The 20,503-nt window shown below is 67.6% G+C and carries 17 protein-coding genes; 6 read left to right on the plus strand and 11 right to left on the minus strand.

What is annotated here, in order from left to right; translation table 11 throughout:
• Window positions 1-97: 97 nt before the first annotated feature.
• Complete coding sequence (locus ACFYML_RS14740) at window positions 98-3,433, minus strand: ThuA domain-containing protein (protein WP_387421311.1); 3,336 nt, start codon at window positions 3,431-3,433, stop codon at window positions 98-100.
• Window positions 3,434-3,784: 351 nt separating this feature from the next.
• On the opposite strand from ACFYML_RS14740, the gene ACFYML_RS14745 reads away from it, so the two are divergent.
• Entirely contained in the window at window positions 3,785-4,060 is a 276-nt protein-coding gene (locus ACFYML_RS14745) for a hypothetical protein (RefSeq protein WP_387421095.1), read from the plus strand.
• A 78-nt stretch (window positions 4,061-4,138) separates the two neighbouring features.
• Entirely contained in the window at window positions 4,139-6,271 is a 2,133-nt protein-coding gene (locus tag ACFYML_RS14750) for an MMPL family transporter (RefSeq protein ID WP_387421096.1), read from the plus strand.
• A gap of 409 nt (window positions 6,272-6,680) precedes the next feature.
• Here ACFYML_RS14750 and ACFYML_RS14755 read toward each other — a convergent pair whose 3' ends face one another.
• From ACFYML_RS14755 to ACFYML_RS14770, 4 genes are read right to left on the minus strand one after another with little or no spacing between them, the layout of a single operon-like run.
• Window positions 6,681-7,442, minus strand: a complete 762-nt coding sequence (locus ACFYML_RS14755) for an ABC transporter permease (RefSeq protein ID WP_387280468.1) — start codon at window positions 7,440-7,442, stop codon at window positions 6,681-6,683.
• Window positions 7,439-8,209, minus strand: a complete 771-nt coding sequence (locus ACFYML_RS14760) for an ABC transporter ATP-binding protein (RefSeq protein WP_387421097.1) — start codon at window positions 8,207-8,209, stop codon at window positions 7,439-7,441. Before ACFYML_RS14760 ends, ACFYML_RS14755 begins: the two co-directional genes overlap by 4 nt.
• Before the next feature lie 14 nt (window positions 8,210-8,223).
• The gene (locus ACFYML_RS14765; RefSeq protein WP_387421098.1) at window positions 8,224-9,084 is read right to left on the minus strand and encodes a pentapeptide repeat-containing protein; all 861 of its coding nucleotides are present in this window, start codon (window positions 9,082-9,084) and stop codon (window positions 8,224-8,226) included.
• Window positions 9,085-9,099: 15 nt separating this feature from the next.
• Entirely contained in the window at window positions 9,100-9,429 is a 330-nt protein-coding gene (locus tag ACFYML_RS14770; RefSeq protein ID WP_357447030.1) for a PadR family transcriptional regulator, read from the minus strand.
• Between the two features lie 132 nt (window positions 9,430-9,561).
• Here ACFYML_RS14770 and ACFYML_RS14775 point away from each other — a divergent pair, with 132 nt between their 5' ends.
• Window positions 9,562-9,747: a hypothetical protein gene (locus tag ACFYML_RS14775; RefSeq protein ID WP_387421099.1), complete on the plus strand. Its 186-nt coding sequence runs from the start codon at window positions 9,562-9,564 to the stop codon at window positions 9,745-9,747.
• A gap of 123 nt (window positions 9,748-9,870) precedes the next feature.
• On the opposite strand, the gene ACFYML_RS14780 is transcribed toward ACFYML_RS14775, so the two are convergent.
• On the minus strand, window positions 9,871-10,164 hold the full coding sequence (locus ACFYML_RS14780) for a hypothetical protein (RefSeq protein WP_387421100.1): 294 nt from the start codon (window positions 10,162-10,164) through the stop codon (window positions 9,871-9,873).
• A 166-nt stretch (window positions 10,165-10,330) separates the two neighbouring features.
• Here ACFYML_RS14780 and ACFYML_RS14785 point away from each other — a divergent pair, with 166 nt between their 5' ends.
• Both ACFYML_RS14785 and ileS read left to right on the plus strand, forming a co-directional pair.
• Entirely contained in the window at window positions 10,331-10,759 is a 429-nt protein-coding gene (locus tag ACFYML_RS14785) for a nitroreductase family deazaflavin-dependent oxidoreductase (RefSeq protein ID WP_387421101.1), read from the plus strand.
• 426 nt (window positions 10,760-11,185) lie between these two features.
• A complete protein-coding gene (gene ileS / locus ACFYML_RS14790; protein ID WP_387421102.1) occupies window positions 11,186-14,299 on the plus strand; it encodes an isoleucine--tRNA ligase in 3,114 nt (1,037 codons plus the stop codon).
• Window positions 14,300-14,511: 212 nt separating this feature from the next.
• Here the strand turns inward: ileS and ACFYML_RS14795 are convergent, their stop codons facing one another.
• Both ACFYML_RS14795 and ACFYML_RS14800 read right to left on the minus strand, forming a co-directional pair.
• Window positions 14,512-14,982, minus strand: coding sequence for a PPOX class F420-dependent oxidoreductase (locus ACFYML_RS14795; protein ID WP_387421103.1), 471 nt, complete (start codon window positions 14,980-14,982; stop codon window positions 14,512-14,514).
• The gene (locus ACFYML_RS14800; protein ID WP_387421104.1) at window positions 14,979-15,572 is read right to left on the minus strand and encodes a dihydrofolate reductase family protein; all 594 of its coding nucleotides are present in this window, start codon (window positions 15,570-15,572) and stop codon (window positions 14,979-14,981) included. Before ACFYML_RS14800 ends, ACFYML_RS14795 begins: the two co-directional genes overlap by 4 nt.
• 91 nt (window positions 15,573-15,663) lie before the next feature.
• Between ACFYML_RS14800 and ACFYML_RS14805 the strand changes: the two genes are divergently transcribed.
• The gene (locus tag ACFYML_RS14805; RefSeq protein ID WP_387421105.1) at window positions 15,664-16,116 is read left to right on the plus strand and encodes a winged helix-turn-helix transcriptional regulator; all 453 of its coding nucleotides are present in this window, start codon (window positions 15,664-15,666) and stop codon (window positions 16,114-16,116) included.
• A gap of 334 nt (window positions 16,117-16,450) precedes the next feature.
• Here the strand turns inward: ACFYML_RS14805 and ACFYML_RS14810 are convergent, their stop codons facing one another.
• The 3 genes from ACFYML_RS14810 to ACFYML_RS14820 all read right to left on the minus strand — a co-directional run bounded on the left by ACFYML_RS14810 (window position 16,451) and on the right by ACFYML_RS14820 (window position 20,474).
• Window positions 16,451-18,670, minus strand: coding sequence for an ATP-dependent RecD-like DNA helicase (locus ACFYML_RS14810; protein WP_387421106.1), 2,220 nt, complete (start codon window positions 18,668-18,670; stop codon window positions 16,451-16,453).
• Window positions 18,671-19,200: 530 nt separating this feature from the next.
• Window positions 19,201-19,626 (minus strand): nucleoside deaminase, encoded by a 426-nt coding sequence (locus tag ACFYML_RS14815; protein ID WP_387421107.1) that lies wholly within the window; start codon window positions 19,624-19,626, stop codon window positions 19,201-19,203.
• Window positions 19,623-20,474: an LLM class flavin-dependent oxidoreductase gene (locus ACFYML_RS14820; protein WP_387421108.1), complete on the minus strand. Its 852-nt coding sequence runs from the start codon at window positions 20,472-20,474 to the stop codon at window positions 19,623-19,625. The genes ACFYML_RS14815 and ACFYML_RS14820 overlap by 4 nt, the downstream gene beginning before the upstream one ends.
• Between the last annotated feature and the right edge of the window lie 29 nt (window positions 20,475-20,503).

Below are 20,503 nucleotides of genomic sequence, written 5' to 3' on the forward strand. Positions count from 1 at the left end.
CACCGACACGCTTCCCGGCCCTGGAAAGCCGAAAAACGTTCCACACAGGCCAATCTATGATCACTGATCATCGATAATCAAATCGGTTAGCCTTAACTCATCCTCCTCCGACCGTGACTGTCGCGATCATGCCGAACCACTGCCCGCTGCTGTAGCCGGCGTGGAGCCTGCAGATGACCGTCCAGGTACCTTCCCGATCGAAGGTGTACGAGACCGGCGGACCTCCCGGCGGTACGGGCCCGTTGGTGACCTGGAAGATGTCGCCGCCGTTCGGGTCCGGATTGCCGCCGGGCGGCACGAGCCAGACGTCGTGCGGGAATCGCGCATCCGCCTCGTTGAAGTGCCAGGTGATGGTGCCGCCGCGGGCAATCTTGCAGTTGTCGGGACTCCACTGCGTGCCCGTGGCGTTGATGTCGCACGTCGTGGGGAGCGTCCCGCCGCTGTCACGCACCGTGAAGGTGGTGCTCTGCGGGTTGGAGGTGTTCCCGAGGCGATCGGTGGCTCGATAGTCGACTGTGTACTTCCCCGTGTCCTTGAACGGTACCGGCGCGTTGTAGGCGGTCCACGCGCCGCCGTTGACGCGGTACTCGACCTTGTCCACGCCGGCACAGCCGACATCGTTGGCGGTGAGGCTCAGCGTGGCCGAGTCGATATAGGTGTTCTGCTGGTCGGGATCGGCCTGGCCCTGAATCTGGTGCGAGACCGTGGGTGCATCGGTTTCCTTGCACTGGTCGGCCTCGGGCGTGAACTCGATCTTGATCAGCTGCATCTTTATTTCGGGGTTGATCTGGTTGCGGCAACAGCCGAAGGTCCAGCGCCCCATGTAGAGTGCGCCGTCGGGCCCGAATCTGGTCGGGATCACGAAGCTGTTGTTCGGCGTGCCGAAGTGGTTGACGGGCAGCCAGTCGTTGACCCGGAGCATCTGGTTGTTGTCCTGCCGCAGGCGGACCTCCTTCCAGAACCCGTTGTCGGTGCCACGGTTAGTGATCAGCCAGGAGCCGTCGTAGTAGGCCGGGAAGGCGCCGGGACCGCGGCTGTCCTTGTATCGGTAGACCGGGCCGGTGACCGGCTGCATCCCCCCTGCGCCCAGGTCGCCGAAGTCCTTCGGATCCTGGCTTCCGGGGTTGCCGGGGTACTTGCGCCAGACTGTCGCTGGTTTCGCGGGACCTGGGATCGCATCGAGGCCTTGGAATGTGGGTTGCGAATTTGTACCGCCCGGCGGCGCCCAGTTCAGGTCGGACGGGAGCTTGTCGAGCGAGCAGTCGTACTGCTGACCGGTCGAGGAGTTGGCCTCGTAGTTCCAGCGCCAGGTGGTGTTGATCTTCGAGTTGTCACCGACGCAGAACGGCCAGCCGTAGAAACCGGGCCCGTCGACCTTGTTCCACTCGCAGACGCCGGCCGGGGCGCGGTCGGGCTGGTCCACCGAGTTGTCGTGGCAGAACTCGCCGACGACGACCGAACCCGGGTTGGCGGGGTCGGTGTGCACCGTGAAGGGCTGCCGGAAGCCCATGCCGTAGATCTCCGGTCGGGTGTTCGGGGTTCCCGGCGCGAACATGTTGCCCTTCGGGACCGTATAGGTCTTGCCCAGGCCGGGATCGGGTGCGCGCCCTGGGGTCTGCGGCGGGCCCTCGCGCGGTTTGATGCGCAGGATCTTGCCGCGCAGGTCGGCGGTGTTGGCCGCCGTCTTGCGCGCGTCCCAGCGCTCCGAGGCGCGATGGTCCATCGGCGTGTAGCGGTTGTGGCCGGGCGCGTTCGGGGAAACGTCGTCGCCGACGCCGACGTAGAGGTTGCCTTCGGAGTCGAACACCAGGCTCGCGCCGCCGACATGGCCGGGGCCGTTGTCGGTGGGGCCACCCGGGAAGCCCGAGGGTTTGCCGGAGATCTTCGCCTTGGGCACGCGCAGGATCTGCCGCTCCATGTATGGATGTGCCGGGTCCAGGTGCTTCGGCCCGCCTGGTGCCGGCTCGAAGGCGGTGCCGGTCTTGTTCAGCGTGAAGCGGCTGACCAGGTTGTAGCCGACCGTCTGCTGGTTGCCGGTGGTCGGCCAGTCGCCGGGGTTGCGCGGGGAGTAGTAGACGTAGATGTCGTTCTTGTCCGGCTTCGACAGGTCGAAGCCGGGCTGCAGGCTCATTCCCAGCACGCCGTCCTCGGAGTTGCCGTGGTCGGCGCGGGTCGGGATCGTCGCGACTGTGGTCGAGTTGTTCGGTGGGCCCTTCGGGTCGTGCATCTTCACGTAGCCCTCGGACTCGTACCCCTGCTTGGGGCCGATCTCGGTCCAGTAGACCTTGCCGTCCGGCGCCACGTCGAGAGCCATCGGGCCGTTCACATTGTCGACCAGGGTCGTGCGGGTGAAGTTCGACCACACGGTGCCGGAGCAGTCGGTCTTCTTCCCCTCGCCGGCGACCCAGCGCACTCCTCCGACGATCTGCTTGATCAGCGGGTTGTCGCCGCCGTTCTCGGTGTAACGCACGCCGAAGTGGCCCTGCGAGGTCAGCCAGGTCCGCCCATCGTTGTAGGGCCGCGGGGTGCCGGTGCCGTCCTTGACGTTGCCGCCGTCGTAGAGCTTGCACCACGTCGTGGGGTGGTCCTGGCCCATTGAGTAGGTGCCGGTGTTGTAGGTGCGCTCGTCGAAGGTCGCGAGCACGTGGTGGTCGCCCCGGACGTTGCGGGCGAAGTTGTAATGCTCGTCGGCGATCTTGTAGGTGTCGGGCAGGTCTTTGGTGGAGAGGTGGTTGTGGTCGGCAACCTGGACGGTTGCGGCGTTGCCGGTCGCCGACCCGCTCGAGTGGCCGCGCATCGTCGTGCCGACGACGCTGTCCGGCCCGCCGTCCCACCAGTCCCACGCGGATACGCCGGCGCCGGCGTCAGTCATGTTGTGCACGGCCGCGATCCCGCCGCTGCGCTGGGTGAAGCGGATCAACGCGTCGCGCTGGGCATGGTCGAGGAGCGGTCCGGGCCGCCCGCCGCCGGCCCACGACCACGACGCGTTCAGGAACAGGATCGCGTCGTATCGGGCCAGGTTCCCGTCCGTGAAGATCCGGGGGTTCTTGTCCGGGTTATCGCAGTTGTTCGGGCCGCCACCGTTGTTGTCGCAGTTCTCCCAGTCGACGTCGTAGCCTGCGGCCGTGAGAGCAGCCTGCACCACTGGGCGCCCGTTGTTGATTCCATCGGTGTGCCGATACCCGGTCGTGCCGGTGTAGATGAGGATCCTCTTGCCCTCCTCCTGGGCAGGAGCCGCAGGGAGGGCGCTGCTAGCTTGCCTGGTGCTTGTCGATGGGCCAGCAGCCGTCGGGTGGATGCTACTCGGAGCCTGTCGGGTGCTCTTCGCTTGGACAGCGGTCGCCGGGGCGAGCATCTGAGCCCCAAGGGCGACCGCGATCAGGGCGATTCCAGGACGCTTCAGACTCCGCGCAGACGGCGCGGCGTTCCACATGCCACTCACTTCCTCTCCCAATGCGGCGGCTACCAGCCCCGCGGTCGGAGCGACGTGGTGCGACCGCCTGAAGGTTAAGACGTAGCATGTTCCCCTTTTGGCGGATCGTCAAGAACTTCCGGTTGTGAGCGGCAAAAGCTCTGTCGCTAGAAACGTTGCTTTTGTTGATCGGAGACGTTAGTTGTCTTGAACGAGACGGTTCGCTCCGCTAGCGTCCCTGCTATGGGTGGGCAGAGGGTTAACAGGCGACTTCTCAGCGTCGCTGCGGCCACCGTTGCGATCGCCGTCGGGGCACTGCCTCTGGCGGGATGTAGCGACGATTCCGGGACGGCGACGGGGCGGGAGCGCGACTTGACGGCGCTTCAATGCCCGATGGTGGAGACGGGACAGAACAGCGGCGTCAGCCAGTACCGGCCCGCGAAGAATGCCTTCGATACGGCGGAGCTGCTCGGAATGCAGCTCGCTGAGGCCCGTGAGAAGGCGGGCCGTCACGGCTGCGAGATCGTCGTTGCGCGCGAGGACGACAAGAGCCAGCCCGTGCCGATAGAGGTCGACCCGACGAGGATCTATGTCTACATCGCGCAGGGCGCCGTCAGCCACATAGAGGGGGTCGGTGGCGGACTCTAGGGCGGCGACCCGATGCGCACTCTCACCAGGGCTTCCGTAGTCGCCACCGGTCGGCGGTCAAGGTGGGTCGTAATCGCGGTGTGGCTTGCGCTCGCGATGCTCGCGGTGCCGCTACACGCCAAGCTCAGCGAACGGGCCGCCGACGAGAGCGAGACCTTCCTCGTCCGGGGGTCGGAGTCGGCGGAGGCCAAGCGGATCATCAACGAGCAGTTCCGGCGCGGCAGCGAGACAGCGGCGGTAATCGCCTACTTCCGCGAGGGTGGGATCACAGCGGACGACGGGCAGCGCGCCGACGCCGACGCCCGCGCGCTGTGCCGGTCCGGCGCGATCCCGAAGTTGACGATGGTCGCCACCCCGTACCAGCGCGCGTGCGGCAAGACCGATCCGCTCGACATGAGCCCGGGCGGCTCGCTGCTCACCTCACCCGACAACAGCGTCATCTTGAGCACAGTCCTGATGACCGACGGCTCGACGCCCGCCAGCGAGCAGGCCGTCGCGGCAATCCGCGAGGTCGTCCCGCCGGCCACCGGCGACGAGAGCGGATTGCGGGCCTTCGTCACCGGCCGAGCCGGCTTTGAGGCCGACCGAAGTGCTGCGCTCAAAGGCATCAACGGGACCCTCTTGGCGGTCACCGTCGTCATACTGCTGCTCCTGCTGCTCGCGACCTACCGCTCGCCGCTGATTGCTCTGGTACCGCTGGCCGTCGTCGCCGTCGCCTATCTCGTCGCCGCCGGCCTTGCCTACGCTTTCGTCGCCGCCGGCCTCACCGAGGTCAGCGGCCAGACGACCGCGATCCTGATCGTGCTGATGTTCGGTGCCGGCACCGACTACTGTCTGCTGATCGTGGCGCGGTTTCGCGACGAACTGCGACGGGCGCGGGACGTTGAGGAGGCGATGGTCGCCGCCGCCCAGCGCACCGGCCCGGCGATTCTCTCCGCCGGAGCGATCGTCGTCGGCGCGATGCTGGTCCTCGCCCTTGCCGACTTCAACGCCACGCGCGAGATGGGCCCGATCCTCGCCCTCGGCGTCGCGATCATGGTTTGTGCCGGTCTGACGCTCCTGCCCGCGATGCTCACCGCCCTCGGACGACGGGCATTCTGGCCCGCGATTCCCCGCCGCGAGCCCGAGGCCGCACCCGCAGTCACGTTCTGGGGGCGCGTCGCGAGCCTTGTTCACGCACGCCCCGCAGTGATCGCCGCGGCGGTCACCGCTCTCCTCGCCGCGGGCGCGCTGGCCACCATCGGCGGGCGTCCGGCGCTCGACTTCGCCGCGTCCTTCCGCGAGGCGCCGGACTCGGTCCGCGGTCAACAGGTGATCCGCAACCACTTCACACCCGGCCGGGCGGCGCCGCTTCGCATCGTCGTAGCCGACGAGGCAAGCGGGAAGGTCCAGAGCGCTCTCACCGAAGGCACGGACTCACCCATCGCCGACATGCACGCGGTGGCCCGGTCGGTCGGGGCGGACAGCGGCCTCCTGGGTGCGGCGGCGCAAGGCCAGCGAAGGCCCGCGACGAACTTGGTCATCTTTGACGCAGACCTGCGGATGGATCCGTTCTCAGAGCGGGCCACCGACGCCGTCCCAGTGCTGCGCGAGATCGCTGACCGCGCGGCCGAGGGTCGGACCGTCCTGATCGGCGGGACCGTGGCCGAGAACTACGATGCCCGCCAGGCACTCAGGCGTGACACCAGGCTGATCGTCCCGGTCGGCCTTGCCCTGATCCTCCTCGTCCTCACTCTGCTCCTGCGCGCGGTGGTGATGCCGCTCTACGTGATCGCGACCGTGATCCTCTCCTTCGGCTTCGCCCTCGGCGTCAGTTCCCTTATCTTCACCCACATCCTCGGCCAGCCGGCCTCAGACCCAAACCTGCCGTTGTACACGTTCATCTTCATCGTCGCCCTGGGCGTCGACTACAACGTGTTTCTCCTCAGCCGGATCAGCGAACAGCGCCGGCAGCACGAGACCCGCCGCGCAGTGAGGGAGGCCCTTGAGCGAACCGGCGGCGTGATCACCTCCGCTGGCCTCGTGCTGGCCGCCACCTTCGCGACCTTGATGGCGGTTCCGATGGAGGCGCTGTTTCAGATCGGCTTCGTGATCACCCTGGGCCTGCTCGCCGACACGTTCCTCGTCCGGGCCCTGCTCGTCCCCGCTCTGGCGGTGCTGCTCGGCGAGCGAAACTGGTGGCCATCCAGGCAGACCGCTACCCCGGGCTGACGTCGCCGGCCGCTGTTTCCCGGTCTTCATCTCGCTCCACGGCGTTCCCCAATGCGGTCATGGCGCACACACCCGTGCACGTCGACCCGCAAGCTGGCCAAGGAGTTGACCCGCTCGAGCACGAACGCGGCCCGGATCGCGGGCGCGAAGCTCCAGGGTTTGAACACGTCGCCGACTGACGGCCTCGTCGACCTTGTCACGATCACCGACACCTTCGAGGTTCGGTTCAATCATCCACACAGGACCGAGCGCCTCGGCTACGGCTTACCGTTAGTTGGCGAACTGGCGGCCCGCCGGGGCGACGTTGTGGCCCGTGTGCGTTATGCCTGGATGGTCGGCTTCCCCTCCTCGTTGCCGGGCCCGCGGCGGCCGCTTGGCGGTCGCCGCGGGCGACATCTTTCCTGTGGTGTCAGGCGATTTTGCGGTGGTAGGCCCGCATGGCGAAGGCGTAGGCGACGATGAGGATGCCGGCGCACCAGCCGAGGGCGATCCAGATGTCGTTGCCGACCGGCTGCTGCTCGAACATCGCCCTGATGGTGTTGACGATGGAGGTGACCGGTTGGTGTTCGGCGAAGGCTTTCACCGGCCCGGGCATGGTGTCGGTGGGGACGAACGCCGAGCTGATGAACGGTAGGAAGACAAGAGGGTAGGAGAAGGCGGACGCTCCGTCTGGCGAGGACGCCGCCAGGCCGGCGATCATCGCGACCCACGTTAGCGCGAGGGTGAACAGCGCTAGGATTCCGACGACGGCGAGCCAGGCCAGCACACCGGCCGAGGTGCGAAAGCCCATGATGAGCCCGACCCCGATGATGACCACGACGGAGATGGCGTTGGACACCATCGAGGTCAGCACGTGTCCCCAAAGGACGGAAGAACGTGCGATCGGCATCGAGTGGAACCGTTCGAATATGCCGCTCTGCATGTCGTTGAACAGCCGAAAGCCGGTGTAGGAGATGCCGCTGGCGATGGCGATGAGCAGGATGCCGGGCATCAGGTAATTGGTGTAGTTGTCGGTACCGGCCTGGATGGCGCCGCCGAATACGTAGCGGAACAGCAGCATGAACGCGATCGGCATGATCGTGACCGTGATGATGGTGTCCATGCTGCGGGTAACGTGGCGGATGGATCGTCCGAGCATGACGTTGGTGTTGCTGACGACATGCGAGCTCATCGCTGCATCTCCTTGGTGCCGACGATCGACAGGAAGATCTCCTCCAGGGTGGGCTGGCGTTCCACGAGTTCCGCCTTCGCGGGCGGCAACAGCTGGCGCAGGTCCGCCAGGGTGCCCGACACGATGATCGTGCCTTGGCGCAGGATCGCGATCCGGTCGGCCAGCTTCTCCGCTTCTTCCAGGTACTGGGTGGTCAGAAGGACCGTCGTGCCCTTGCCGGCAAGGCTCTTGATCTCCTTCCACACTTCGATGCGGGCTTCCGGGTCGAGGCCGGTGGTCGGCTCGTCGAGGAAGATGACTGGCGGGTCGCCGATGAGGCTCATAGCGATGTCCAGGCGCCGGCGCATGCCGCCCGAGTAGGTCGCCACCCGGCGCCCGCCCGCGTCAGAGAGGCCGAATCGTTCGAGCAGGCCGTCGGCGACCTGGCCGGGGTTCTTCACCTGTCGCAACTTGGCGACCATGATCAGGTTTTCGCGGCCGGTGAGGATCTGGTCAACTGCGGCGAACTGTCCGGTCAGGCTGATCGACTCCCGGACCTTTTCGGGCTGGGAAACGGCGTCGAATCCGTTGACGCTTGCGCTGCCGCCGTCGGGTTTGAGTAGCGTGGACAGGATGCGCACGACGGTGGTCTTGCCGGCGCCGTTGGAGCCGAGCAGTGCGAAGATGCTGCCGCTGGCCACGGCGAAGTCCACGCCCTTGAGGACCTCGAGCTTGCCGTAGGACTTGTGCAATCCCATAACCTGGATCGCGAGGGGTGGGGTTTGCATATGGTGAGGTCTCCTTATTCGACGGTCACGTTGGCCGGTTCGACGCCGAAGCCCTTGAGCGCGGCGAAGGTGAGCTTGTCCATGCGCGCCCCGTCGAAGTTCACGGTGCGTAGGGCCTTGTAGTACCTCTTGCTCCAGCCGCCGCGGAAAGAGCAGTCGCGCAGGATCGCCCCGCGCATCGACAGGCCCTCAAGCCCTGCCCGGTCGAACTTCACACTGGTGAAGGCCGCCCCGTCGAAGTTGAGGCCGCGCAGATCGGACGCAGAGAAGTCCACGCCGGTGAACGTGCAGCGTTCGAAGACGGTCTTCCGCAGGTCGGTCTTGCGGAACGCGACCTCGGTAAGCGCGGCGTCGGCGAACCGGACGCCGTTGAGCCCGGACATGCTGAGGTCGGTACGGACCAGCTTTGCGCGGCGGAAGCTGGCGTTCGACAGGTCGGACGTCGTGAAGTTCGCGTCGGTCAGGTTGGCGCCGTCGAAGTTGACGTCTCGCATGTCGCTGCTCTTGAACTTGCTGCCGGTGAGGTCGGCGTTGGAGAAGTCGGAGCCGCGCAGCGCGCTCGCTCCGAACCTTCCCTGTCGCGCCGCGACGCCGGCGAAGTCGCTGCCCTCCAGGGCGCTCGCGTCGAATCGCGTAACCACCTGCCGCTCGAGAACCCGCGAGAGATTCGACACCTCCCGCACCGTCTCCTCGATGTCGCCGATGCTGTCGACGGTCAGCTCGAACGCCGCCGCCTCATCTTTGCCCTCGGCGAGCAGCTCGCGATATCGCTCCTGCAGATCGGCGAGCAGGTCCGTCTTCAGCTCGCCAACGCTTTTGGTGCCCTCGTAAGGGGCGAAGACGCCGTCTACGTACTCGTTGAGTTTGTCGTTCATTGGTGTTCGTCCCCTTTACAGCAGCGTGTCCAGTACGCGCTTGGCGTAGTCCCAGGTGGTCTTGTTGTGCGCGTAGGTCGCGCGGCCCTTGTCGGTGATCCGGAAGTATTTGCGCCGTCCGCCCTGAGACTCGTCGCCCCAGTACCAGGTGATGTCGCCCTCGGCCTCCAAGCGCCGGACGCTGGAGTACATAGTGGCTTCCTTGAGTTCGTATTCGCCCTGCGAGCGTTCGGCGATCAGCTTGACGATCTCGTAGCCGTAGCGGTCGGACTCCGTCAGCAGCCGCAAGATCATCGTGTCGGTGTTCCCGCGTAGCAGATCGGATGTGATCTTGTTGGTGCTCATACCTCACCTCCCGGGTTACACCGTAGGTCGGGGTACTGTGGCTGTCAAGGTAGTTGGTGGATCACGGTATGTCGGCGACCGAGGCACTGCCTCGACGCCAGCTCCGCCGCAACCGCCGTGGGAAAAACACCGATGAATCAGCCGCTTGGCCATGACGACATCGCGTTGCTGATCGAACAAGCCGCCGAAACCGGTGACCTCGGCCTGCTGCGGCACCTAGCCGATGCGGGCAGCAAAGATGCTCTTGACCATCTGGTCGAGTCAGCGGCAGAGCAGGCTGACGAGCAAGATCCCGCGCGTACGGCGGGGCGGCGCTGACACGGATGCACTCTGCTTCATGCACCCGTTAGAAACGGAGGGCCGCTGCAGTGGCGTATGCACTTTGGATACGCCCGCGATACACGCAATCCCCGGCGTCGTCGCCCGGCACCTCGGCCACGATCACCGGGCGGACGAGCCGGTGCCGGCGTTGACGCCCGAGCAGCACATCGCGTCCGTGCCGTACTTCACGCCCGGCGGCTTCTCCCGCTGCAGTCGACGTGCTGGAGTCGGTCGCCAAGCGGGTGGCGCGACCTCGATGGCGGTCGTCCGGTCCTGGCTGCAGCAGCACTCGCCGAGCATTATGCTGATCCCGGGCACCTCGTCGGTTGCCCACTTGGGCGGGAACATCGCCGGCGCGGCCGTGCCGCCCGACGCCCCCTCGCCGAACGATCTGAGCAGTGAACGCCCACGCAAAGGTGTCGTAGCCGGCCGGTTTGCTCGTCTCCACCCAGTTCCGGGATGAGGGCCTACCTACCATGAAGTGCCAGGTCAAAGGCCTGATCGCCGGGAACGGCCGCCGGGCCTTTCCATCATCCTGTCTCAGCGGATCTCCCGAGATCGTGAACGACTGGAGTTCGACATGAGCGACACGCTCGACTGGAACGCGAAGATCATCGCGGAGTTCCGAGCAAGCGAGGGCAGGGTTGGCGGGAGCTTCGAGGGCGCTCCGCTGGTCCTGTTGCATCACCGCGGCCGCAAAAGCGGGCGGGAGCACGTCAACCCGACGATGTACCTCCCGCACGACACCGAGCCGGACGTCATCTACGTCTTCGCAACCAAGGGTGGAGCACCCACCAACCCGGACTGGTACCACAACTTGGCCGCCGCCGGTGTCGGCAGTGTCGAACGCGGAACCGAGACATACAAGGTGACCGTCCGCGAACTGACCGGCGCTGAACGCGACCGCATCTACGCCGAGCAAGCGCGGCGCTACCCAGGCTTTGGCGAGTATGCACGCCAAACTGCTGGAGTCCGCACCATTCCTGTGCTCGAACTTCGGCGGGCGTAGCCCACACCCGTAGGACCGGCCAGCGAGATCCCGGCCTCCGCATCCGGCTGCCCGTGCCGCCGCCACTGAGCTCGACAGTGACGGCAGACGGCCATGAGAGCCAGGACAACGCCGGACGGCAGCCGGGCTGGTGGCGTTTACGACCGCGCGGAGCGGCCTGTTGTAAAGTGTGGGCCGCAAGAGGCGTTGATGGGGACGAGTACCACCGGACGCAGCTCGGAGCGACTCGGGGGCGGTGTGAGCCCGGGAGCGTGCCCGGCGGGAAGATCACCCCGGAGCCGTCGGAAGAAAGGCCCGCGGGCCGAGTAGAACTGACCTTGCATCCGAATGAGCGGGTCGTGCGTTTCACGCGACCAAGGAGGGTGGTACCGCGGGGCCCGGCCTCGTCCCTCCGTTGGACAGCGCGCCCGACGGAGGACCGACCGGATGTACAGAACCGTGCCCGCGCAGGTCGATTTGGCCACCCTTGACCATGAGGTGCTGCATTTCTGGCACAGCAACAGCGTCTTCAAGCGCAGCCTCGAGCAGACCGAGGGGCGGCCCGACTGGATCTTCTACGAAGGCCCACCGACCGCCAACGGGCTGCCGGGAACGCACCACATCGAGGCGCGGGTGTTCAAGGACATCTTCCCGCGCTACAAGACCATGAAGGGCTTCCACGTCCCCCGCAAAGCGGGCTGGGACTGCCACGGCCTGCCGGTCGAGCTCGCGGTGGAAAAGGAACTCGGCTTCACCGGCAAGCAGGACATCGAGGCCTACGGCATCGCCGAGTTCAACGCCAAATGCCGGGAATCAGTGACCCGACACACGGACGCCTTCGCCGAGCTGACCGAGCGCATGGGCTACTGGGTCGACATGGACGACGCGTACCGCACCATGGACCCACACTACGTGGAATCCGTCTGGTGGTCGCTCAAGCAGATCTTCGACCAGGGCCTGCTGGTGGAGGACTTCCGGGTGGCACCGTGGTGCCCACGCGACCAGACCGCGCTGAGCGACCACGAGCTGGCGCAGGGCTACGAGAACGACACGGATCCCTCAGTGTTCGTGCGATTCCCCCTGACCTCGGGACCCCTCGCCGGGCAGGCGTCACTACTGGTGTGGACGACGACCCCGTGGACCCTGGTGTCCAGTACGGCCGTGGCGGTACACCCGGACGTCACCTACGTGGTGGCGACCGACGGCACCGAGCGGCTCGTCGTCGCCGAGCCGCTGCTGGAGCAGGTCCTCGACGGCTGGACCCGCACCGGCGACAGCTTCACCGGCAAGGAGCTGGAGCGCTGGACCTACCGGCGGCCGTTTGACCTGGTCGACGTGCCGGACGCGCACCTCGTCATACTCGCGACCTACGTCACCACCGACAGCGGCACCGGCCTGGTCCACCAGGCACCCGCGTTCGGCGCCGACGACCTCGCCAGCTGCCGGACCTACGGGCTGCCGATGGTTAACCCGGTGCGCCCCGACGGCACGTTCGAGACGCAGATCCCGCTGGTCGGCGGGATGTTCTTCAAGGACGCCGACGCGCCGCTGGTCACCGACCTGCAGAACCGCGGCCTGCTGTTCCGCGAGCAGCAGTACGAGCACAGCTACCCGCACTGCTGGCGCTGCCACACGCCGCTCATCTACTACGCCCAGCCGTCCTGGTACGTGCGCACCACGGCGATCCGCGACCAGCTGCTGCGCGAGAACGAGCGCACCAACTGGCACCCCGCGACCATCAAGCACGGCCGCTACGGTGACTGGCTGACCAACAACGTCGACTGGGCCCTGTCACGGTCCCGCTACTGGGGCACCCCGCTGCCGATCTGGCGCTGCCCGCAGCAACACCTGACCTGTGTCGGCTCGCTCGCCGAACTCAGCGAGCTGACCGGGCGGGAGCTGTCGAACCTCGACCCGCACCGCCCATTCGTCGACGACGTCACCCTCACCTGCCACTGCGGCGCGACGGCGACGCGCGTGCCGGAGGTCATCGACGCCTGGTACGACTCGGGCGCAATGCCCTTCGCCCAGTTCGGCTACCCGCACCGCAACCAGCAACTGTTCGAGCGCAGCTACCCGGCCCAGTTCATCTGCGAGGCGATCGACCAGACCCGCGGCTGGTTCTACACCCTCATGGCCGTCGGCACGCTGGTCTTCGACCGGTCCTCGTACGAGAACGTGGTCTGTCTCGGGCACATCCTCGCCGAAGACGGCCGCAAGATGTCCAAGCACCTGGGCAACATCCTCGAGCCCATCCCGCTGATGGAACAGCACGGCGCCGACGCCGTGCGCTGGTACATGGCCGCCGCAGGCTCGCCCTGGTCATCCCGCCGGGTGGGTCACACGACCCTGCAGGAAGTGGTCCGCAAGACGCTGCTGACCTACTGGAACACGGTCGCCTTCCAGGCGCTCTACGGCCGTACGGCGAACTGGGTGCCGTCCGCTGAGGACCCGGCGCCGGCGGACCGGCCGGTGCTCGACCGGTGGGTGCTCTCTGAGCTCAACGTCCTGGTGCGTCAGGTCGACGAGGCGATGGCCGCGTTCGACACCCAGGAGGCAGGCAAGCTGCTCGCCGCGTTCGTTGACGACCTGTCGAACTGGTACGTCCGGCGCAGCCGCCGCCGCTTCTGGCGCGGCGACCCGGCCGCCCTGGCCACCCTGCACGAGGCGCTACGAACGGTGACCCTGCTGCTCGCGCCGCTCATCCCGTTCATCACCGAGCGGGTCTGGCAGGACATCGTGGTGGCGGTGGACCCGACGGCCGCCCCGTCGGTGCACCTGGCGGCGTATCCGGAGGTGGACGAATGCTTGATCGATCCCCGACTGGGTGAGCAGATGACGGTGGCCCGACGCCTGGTGGAACTGGGTCGCACGGCCCGCGCCGAGTCCGGGGTCAAGACCCGCCAACCGCTGGCCCGCTCGCTCGCCTCGGCACAGGGCTTCGCCGACCTGGAGCCGCAGCTCATCGCAGAGATCGCCGCAGAGCTCAACGTCGCCGTGGTCCTGCCGCTCAGCGCCTCCGAGGCGTCGCTGGTCGACACTACCGCCAAGGCGAACTTCCGGACCCTCGGCAAGCGGTTCGGCAAGGCCGTGCAGGACGTGGCCAAGGCCATCGCCGCGGCCGACGCCGCCGCCATCAAGCGGGGCCTCGCGGCCGGCGAGGCCACCGTGATCGTCGGTGGCGAGCCGCTGACCCTCGGCCCCGACGACGTGATCATCACCGAGACGCCGCGCCAAGGCTGGGCGGTCGCCTCGGAGGCCGGCGCCACGCTCGCGCTCGACCTGCAGCTGACTCCGGAGCTGCGCCGCGCCGGGCTCGCCCGCGAGGCGATCCGCCTGATCCAGGAGGCCCGCAAGACCAGCGGGCTGGAAGTCTCCGACCGGATCGAGCTGCGCTACGCAGCGGCCCAGAACGACGTCGCCGCGGCGCTCGACGAGCACCGCGACATGGTCGCCGACGAGGTGCTCGCGGTGCGGTTCGGCCCCGGCGAGCCGGACTGGGCAGCCACGCCGCACCAGGACGCCGACCTCGGCCTGACGTTCTGGCTGCGCCGCGCCTGATCCGATTCGCCGTTACGGCGGCCGGTCTACTCGCGACCGGACGCCCGCCACGGCGGCGGAGCCGGGTAGTCTGCGGCGTTTGACGAGCCAGCCGCCCTTGGCGGAGGCGACCCGAACGGCGCCGACCACGACCTGCCCTCCACGTCGTCCGCATGCCCGGCGTTCACTCGGACGTGTGAAGAGATGGGCAGTCGCCATGGACCCGTATCGGCTCATGCGACGCCTATCGTCTGTCGCTCGGGTTCGATGAGGGCAACGATGCGCTGTTCGTCTCGCGGGTATGGATGGCCGGTGTACTTGGTGGCCAGTTGGTCGACGATCATCCAGGCCGCGTCGCCTTCGAGCCACTCGATGACGCGGCCGCGGATGATGACCGGTTGGAACGGGTTGTCGGCTGGTGCCAGGGAGAGCGCGATCCGCGGGTCGCGGCGTAGGTTGCGGGCTTTGCGGGTGCTCGGGCCGGTGAGGATCGCGATGTGGTCGCCGTGCGTGCCGATCCAGACAGGGACGCAGTGGGGGGCGCCGTCGGGCAGGACGCTGGCGAGGTGTGCGATCGGGGTGCCGTCGAGCACGCGGCGCACGTCGGGGTTGAGCATGGTGGTCATCTCCTGGCGTGGGTTCTGGGTGGGCTTGTGGCGGTGGTTGTCGGCGCGCGACGCGACGTTGCCGGTGACGAGGGTCATCGCTCGACCTTGTAGTGGAGGTGGGTGACGCCGGGCGCCGGAACGGCGTCGACGAGGCGGAGTCGCACATGCCTGGGCAGCGCCTGGAAGAAGGGCCGGCCGCCGCCGAGTAGGACTGGCACCTGGTGGAGGACCATCTCGTCGACGAGCCCCGCTATCAACGCCTCGGTTACGACGCCGCCGCCCATGAGGCCGACGTCCTTGTCGCCGGCGGCCTCGCGGGCCGCGGCGACCGCGTCCTCGATGCCGGTGGTGACGAGGGTCTGCCGCTCGCTGATCTCCGGTGCGGGCCGGTGGCTGAGGACGAACAGCCGGGCCGTCGGGTGGGGACTGCCCCCTCCAAAATGGTCGGAGTCCTCATAGGTGTTGCGGCCCGCCACGACCGCGCCCACGCGCCCGGCGAGGGCGTCGAAGACCCGTGTGCTGGGCTCGCTCAGCCTGAAGCCGTCGAACACCTGGCTGGGTGTGTCGCCGTCGAAGTACCAGTCGAAGAGCATCGTCCCGTCGCCGAGCCCACGCCCGGCGCCGGGCCCGCGGCCGGTGATGTAACCGTCGACCGACACCGCGTGGGCGCTGATGACCTTGCTCATCTCCGTGATCCTCCCTGGGGTTCCTTCAAGAGACGCTGTGACCATAGCAACTTCAGTTCCCTAAGGAAACCCCAATTGGTAGGCTGGTTCCATGCAACGCACGGACTTCAGCAAAATGGCGTGCTCGATCGCACGTACTCTCGACGTCATCGGGGAGCCCTGGTCACCGCTGGTCCTGCGCGACGTATGGGTCGGGCTCAACCGGTTCGAGCAGCTCCAGGCCGACCTCGGAATCTCACGCAAAGTCCTGACCGAGCGACTGAACCACCTCGTCGACCAGGGCGTGCTCGAACGCCGCCCCTACGACCGGCGACCGCGCTACGAGTACGTCCTGACGGAGAAGGGCACCGAGTTGGTCGACCTGCTCATGGTCATGACCCGTTGGGGAGACAAATGGCTCGCCGGCGAGACCGGCCCGCCAGTGCTCTACCGCCACCACGCGTGCGGCGAAGTCAGCGGTGTCGACCTGCGCTGCACCCACTGCGGCGAGCCGATGCACGCAAACGACATCGACCCGCTGCCAGGCCCCGGCGCAGCCGTCTGACCCAGACGACCCCAAAGCCCCTGGCCGGGCCTTGGCCGCCCAACGGCATCCGCGACCGCCGTCGGACGCGCTCCCAAGCCCAACGCGGCGAGCGCCAGACCGCCGACCACCACACGCGGCCCGCACCCGCCAGGCCATCCGACACGACGATCAACTCCTCGGCGAGGGCGTCGTTGAGGGCTTCGACCTACCGCCCAGAAGCCGACCGGGACTACCGGTCCCACCGGTCGACGTAGGTATGGCGAGTAGCCGTATGTGGTCATGCAACTCGGTCGGCGCGTCGTGCTCCCGCAGTGCGGCCCCAGCGGCCCGTTCGATCGCCCAGATACTCCCGTCACAGGCGACTGAGGCGGTGGTCGAGTGCAGTGTGACGGCGGCCGGCGCTGACGGTGCGGACGGCTGCGGCGAGGGCCCGGCGGGAGCCGACGAGGACAACGAGTTGTTTGGCGCGGGTGACGGCGGTGTAGAGCAGGTTGCGTTGGAGCATCATCCAGGCGCTGGTGGTGAGGGGGATGACGACGGCGGGATATTCCGAGCCTTGGGAGCGGTGGATGGTCATGGCGTAGGCGTGGGCGAGTTCGTCGAGTTCGTCGAAGTCGTAGTCGATGCTCTCGTCCTCGTCGGTACGCACGGTGAGGGTCTGCTCCTCCGTGGAGAGCGCGGTGACGATTCCGAGGGTGCCGTTGAAGACGCCCGCTTGGCCCTTGTCGTAGTTGTTGCGGATCTGGGTGACCTTGTCACCGGCCCGGAACACCCGCCCACTCACGCGCCGCTCCGGTAGCCCGTCGCGGTGCGGGGTGAGGTGCTGTTGCAGCAGCGTGTTGAGCGCGCCGGCACCAGCCGGACCGCGGTGCATAGGAGTGAGGACCTGCACGTCCCGGCGCGGGTCAAGGCCGAACTTGGCCGGTATGCGGGTGCAGGCGACGTCGACGGTGAGGGCGGCGGTGGCGTCGGTGTCGTCGCAGGCAAACAGGAAGAAGTCCGGCAGGCCCTGAACCACGGGTGGGCGGCCGGCGTTGATGCGGTGGGCATTGGTCACGACACCGGACTGGGCGGCTTGGCGGAAGATCTGCGTCAGCCGCACCCGCGGAATAGTGGGGGCGGCGAGCAGGTCGCGCAGGACCTCGCCAGCACCGACGGAGGGGAGCTGGTCGACGTCGCCGACGAGCAGTAGATGGGCGCCGGGTGGCACGGCTTTGACGAGTTTGTTGGCCAGGATCAGGTCGAGCATGGAGGCCTCGTCGACGACGAGCAGGTCGACGTCGAGGGGATTGTCCCGGTCGTAGGAGGGATCGCCGCCGGGGCGTAGCTGGAGCAGGCGGTGCACGGTCGCGGCGGGATGCCCGGTGAGCTCGGACAGGCGTTTCGCGGCCCGCCCGGTCGGGGCGACAAGGGTGACCTTGGCTCTCTTCGCGGCGGCGAGTTCGACGATCGAGCGGACGGTGAAACTCTTGCCGCAGCCCGGCCCGCCGGTCAGCACCGCCACCTTCGCAGTCAGGGCGAGACGGACCGCCTGCTCCTGCTCGGCAGCGAGGTCGTTGCCGGTGCGTGCCTTCAACCATGCCAGAGCCTTGCCCCAGTCGACATTCGTGAAGTGAGGCAGCCGGTCGGCCGGGGTGGTCAGCAGACGGTGTAGGGAACTGGCGAGGGACTGCTCGGCGCGGTGGAACGGCACCAGGTACACCGCCTGCACCGCCTCCCCGTCCCCGGCGGGCAGCGTCTCGCGGACGACTCCCTCGTCGGCGACAAGGTCGTCGAGGCAGCGGGTGACGAGGTCGGCGGGCACGTCGAGGATCTTCGTCGCGCCGGCGACCAACTCGGGAGCAGGTAGGTAGCAGTGGCCTGAGTCGGTGGCCTCGGACACCGTGTATTGCAGGCCGGCCATGACCCGCTGGGGGCTGTCGTGGGGGATGCCGACGGCCTGGGCGATAGTGTCGGCGGTCTTGAAGCCGATGCCCCACACGTCCGCAGCCAGCCGGTACGGCTCCTTGGTGACCACGTCGGTGGAGCCATCGCCGTACTGCTTGTAGATCCGCACGGCGAGGGAGGTGGAGACGCCCACACCTTGCAGGAAGACCATTACCTCCTTGATGGCCTTCTGCTCCTCCCACGCGGCGGTGATCTTCGCCGTGCGTTTCGGCCCCAGCCCCGGCACCTCCACCAGGCGGGCGGGTTCCTCCTCGATGACTCGCAGGGTATCCAGGCCGAAATGGGCGACGATCCGCTCGGCGAACACCGGGCCGATACCCTTCACGAGGCCCGAGCCGAGATAGCGCTGGATGCCCTGAATCGTGGCAGGCAGCACCGTGGAGTAGGAGTCGACCTCGAACTGCCGACCGTACTTCGGGTGCGACGACCACCACCCGTGCAGCCGCAGCGTCTCACCCGGCTGCGCGCCGAGCAGCGCCCCGACCACGGTCAGCAGATCGCTGCCACGGTTGGTGGCCACGCGGGCAACGGTGTACCCGGTCTCCTCGTTGACATATGTCAACCGCTCCAGCACCGCGTCCAGTACGGCAAGCGGCGGACGGACTGGCACGGTCATGGCTGACATCGTGCCGCTTGCCGCCGTCGCATCGGCACCCGCCCTGCCCGCTTGGCTCGGGACCGCGCGGGGCCGCAGCGTTGAATCGTCTGGCGCGCCGACCCGACTACCGGTCGATCTTCACGAAGGGGTCGGCGCCTCTTCATAAAGATTCCTGTCAATGGGAATCATCCTTCGAGAAGGTCGATGCCCCCACGACGGTCGCTGGAGGCCCGCATGCGAGTACGACACCTGCCCAGCCGCACCCCACCCTTGCGGCGGGTGGGCCGCCGCCTCAGCCGCGGCTGTTACCGCACGAGGGCAAGCTCGACCGATGCGCCATCCGCACCTTCGACGAGTTCCTCACCGCGTCGCCTGGCCGGCGCCCACGCGCCGGTGAAACCAGCCCTTATGACGGAAGAACCCTGCCGCCACGAATATTCGCGGCGGCAGGGACGCCCGAGAAGGGCGGTGTCTCATGACTCAACGGACTATTGAGACACGCTGTAGGGCAGGAGCGTGACACTGGGACGAACGGCACCGTGCCGTTAAAGTGCGGTCTAGTAATAGTTGTCGATCGGTTGGCGCGCCTCGTCGAACAGGGCCGGCCCCTCGTACCGCACCGGGGGTAGCGGCGGAATGGCGGGCTTGACCTCCTCGAACTGTTCCGCGGACAGGGCGTACACCACCCGGCCGAGGCCGGACCGGGCGATCGCGGTCGCGCACATCGGGCAGGGCTGGCAGCTGGTGTACATGGTGGTGGCGGCCGCCACGTCGGGGGCGAGTTCGCGAGCGGCCCAGCGGGCCAGCTTCAGTTCCGGGTGGGCGGTGATGTCCGAGTCGGAGACAACGGTGTTGTGGTCCTCGATCAGGACGCTACCGTCCGCATCGACCAGCAACGAGCCGAACGGCCGTTCGCCGGACGCCCCGGCCTTGCTGGCGAGTTCAACGGCTCGGCGGAGAAACTTCTCGTCGTCGGGGGTCATCGGTCCTCCTGGGATTTGTGGTACGCGGCCACGGCCGCAAGGGTCTGCCAGGCGCGTTCGGGCTGGCGGATCTCGGTCAAGTCGCCGTTGAACGGGTCGAGTACTACCGTCTCCGCGCCGAGCAGACGAAGTTGGTCGATGTCGGCGATGATCTGGCCGATGGTGCCGACACCGGCGAGCCGGTCCGGGGCGGTGACCGCTTCTCGGGTCTCCCGGAGTTTGATGCGCGGCGTCAACGCGGGCACCGGGCGGCCGAGTTCATCGGCGGTGGCCTTCAGCCGCCCGGCTGCGTCCGCCAGCCATCCGGGCGTAACCCGCAGCGGGTGCCAGGCGTCACCGAGCCGTACCGCGCGACGGATGCCAGCGTCGCTGTTGCCGCCGACCCAGATCGGGATCGGGCCCGTGTCGTAGTCGTCGGTGTTCCGCCAGGCGTCGCGTATGGCGTGCAGGTACTCGTCGGTCAGCGCGCCGCGCCGCCGGAACGGCACGCCGAGCGCCTCGAACTCCTGTTGGGCCCAGCCGACGCCGACGCCGAGGACGAGCCGGTCGTCGCTGAGCCGGTTGAGGTTCGCCGCCATCCGGGCGGTGAGCAGCGGGTGCCGGTACGGGACGATGAGCACCGTGGTGCCTAGCCGGACCCGGCGGGTCACCCCGGCCAGCCAGGACAGCGTGGTGAACGGCTCGTAGAACGGCGCGGGATACTTCTCGGCCACGTCTGGGGTCACCGCGATGTGGTCGGAAACCATCAGCAGGTCGAAGCCGAGATCCTCGACCGTCTGGGCCCACTGTCGCAGCATGCCGGGGTCGGTACCCGGGGCGAAGTTCGGTACGTTCACGCCGATTTGCACGCTACCCAGGCTAGCCAGCGCGGATCCGG

This window comes from Micromonospora sp. NPDC007230, from assembly GCF_042869115.1.
GTDB lineage: Bacteria > Actinomycetota > Actinomycetes > Mycobacteriales > Micromonosporaceae > Micromonospora.

Excerpts from the sequence above, each read along its gene's own strand:
- ACFYML_RS14765 (WP_387421098.1), bottom strand. The coding sequence starts at position 9,084 with ATGAACGACAAACTCAACGAGTACGTAGACGGCGTCTTCGCCCCTTAC.
- ACFYML_RS14795 (WP_387421103.1), bottom strand. The coding sequence starts at position 14,982 with ATGACCCTCGTCACCGGCAACGTCGCGTCGCGCGCCGACAACCACCGC.
- ACFYML_RS14770 (WP_357447030.1), bottom strand. The coding sequence starts at position 9,429 with ATGAGCACCAACAAGATCACATCCGATCTGCTACGCGGGAACACCGAC.
- ACFYML_RS14815 (WP_387421107.1), bottom strand. The coding sequence starts at position 19,626 with ATGACCCCCGACGACGAGAAGTTTCTCCGCCGAGCCGTTGAACTCGCC.
- ACFYML_RS14760 (WP_387421097.1), bottom strand. The coding sequence starts at position 8,209 with ATGCAAACCCCACCCCTCGCGATCCAGGTTATGGGATTGCACAAGTCC.
- ACFYML_RS14810 (WP_387421106.1), bottom strand. The coding sequence starts at position 18,670 with ATGTCAGCCATGACCGTGCCAGTCCGTCCGCCGCTTGCCGTACTGGAC.
- ACFYML_RS14740 (WP_387421311.1), bottom strand. The coding sequence starts at position 3,433 with ATGTGGAACGCCGCGCCGTCTGCGCGGAGTCTGAAGCGTCCTGGAATC.
- ACFYML_RS14755 (WP_387280468.1), bottom strand. The coding sequence starts at position 7,442 with ATGAGCTCGCATGTCGTCAGCAACACCAACGTCATGCTCGGACGATCC.
- ACFYML_RS14805 (WP_387421105.1), top strand. The coding sequence starts at position 15,664 with ATGCAACGCACGGACTTCAGCAAAATGGCGTGCTCGATCGCACGTACT.
- ACFYML_RS14775 (WP_387421099.1), top strand. The coding sequence starts at position 9,562 with ATGAATCAGCCGCTTGGCCATGACGACATCGCGTTGCTGATCGAACAA.
- ileS (WP_387421102.1), top strand. The coding sequence starts at position 11,186 with ATGTACAGAACCGTGCCCGCGCAGGTCGATTTGGCCACCCTTGACCAT.
- ACFYML_RS14785 (WP_387421101.1), top strand. The coding sequence starts at position 10,331 with ATGAGCGACACGCTCGACTGGAACGCGAAGATCATCGCGGAGTTCCGA.
- ACFYML_RS14800 (WP_387421104.1), bottom strand. The coding sequence starts at position 15,572 with ATGAGCAAGGTCATCAGCGCCCACGCGGTGTCGGTCGACGGTTACATC.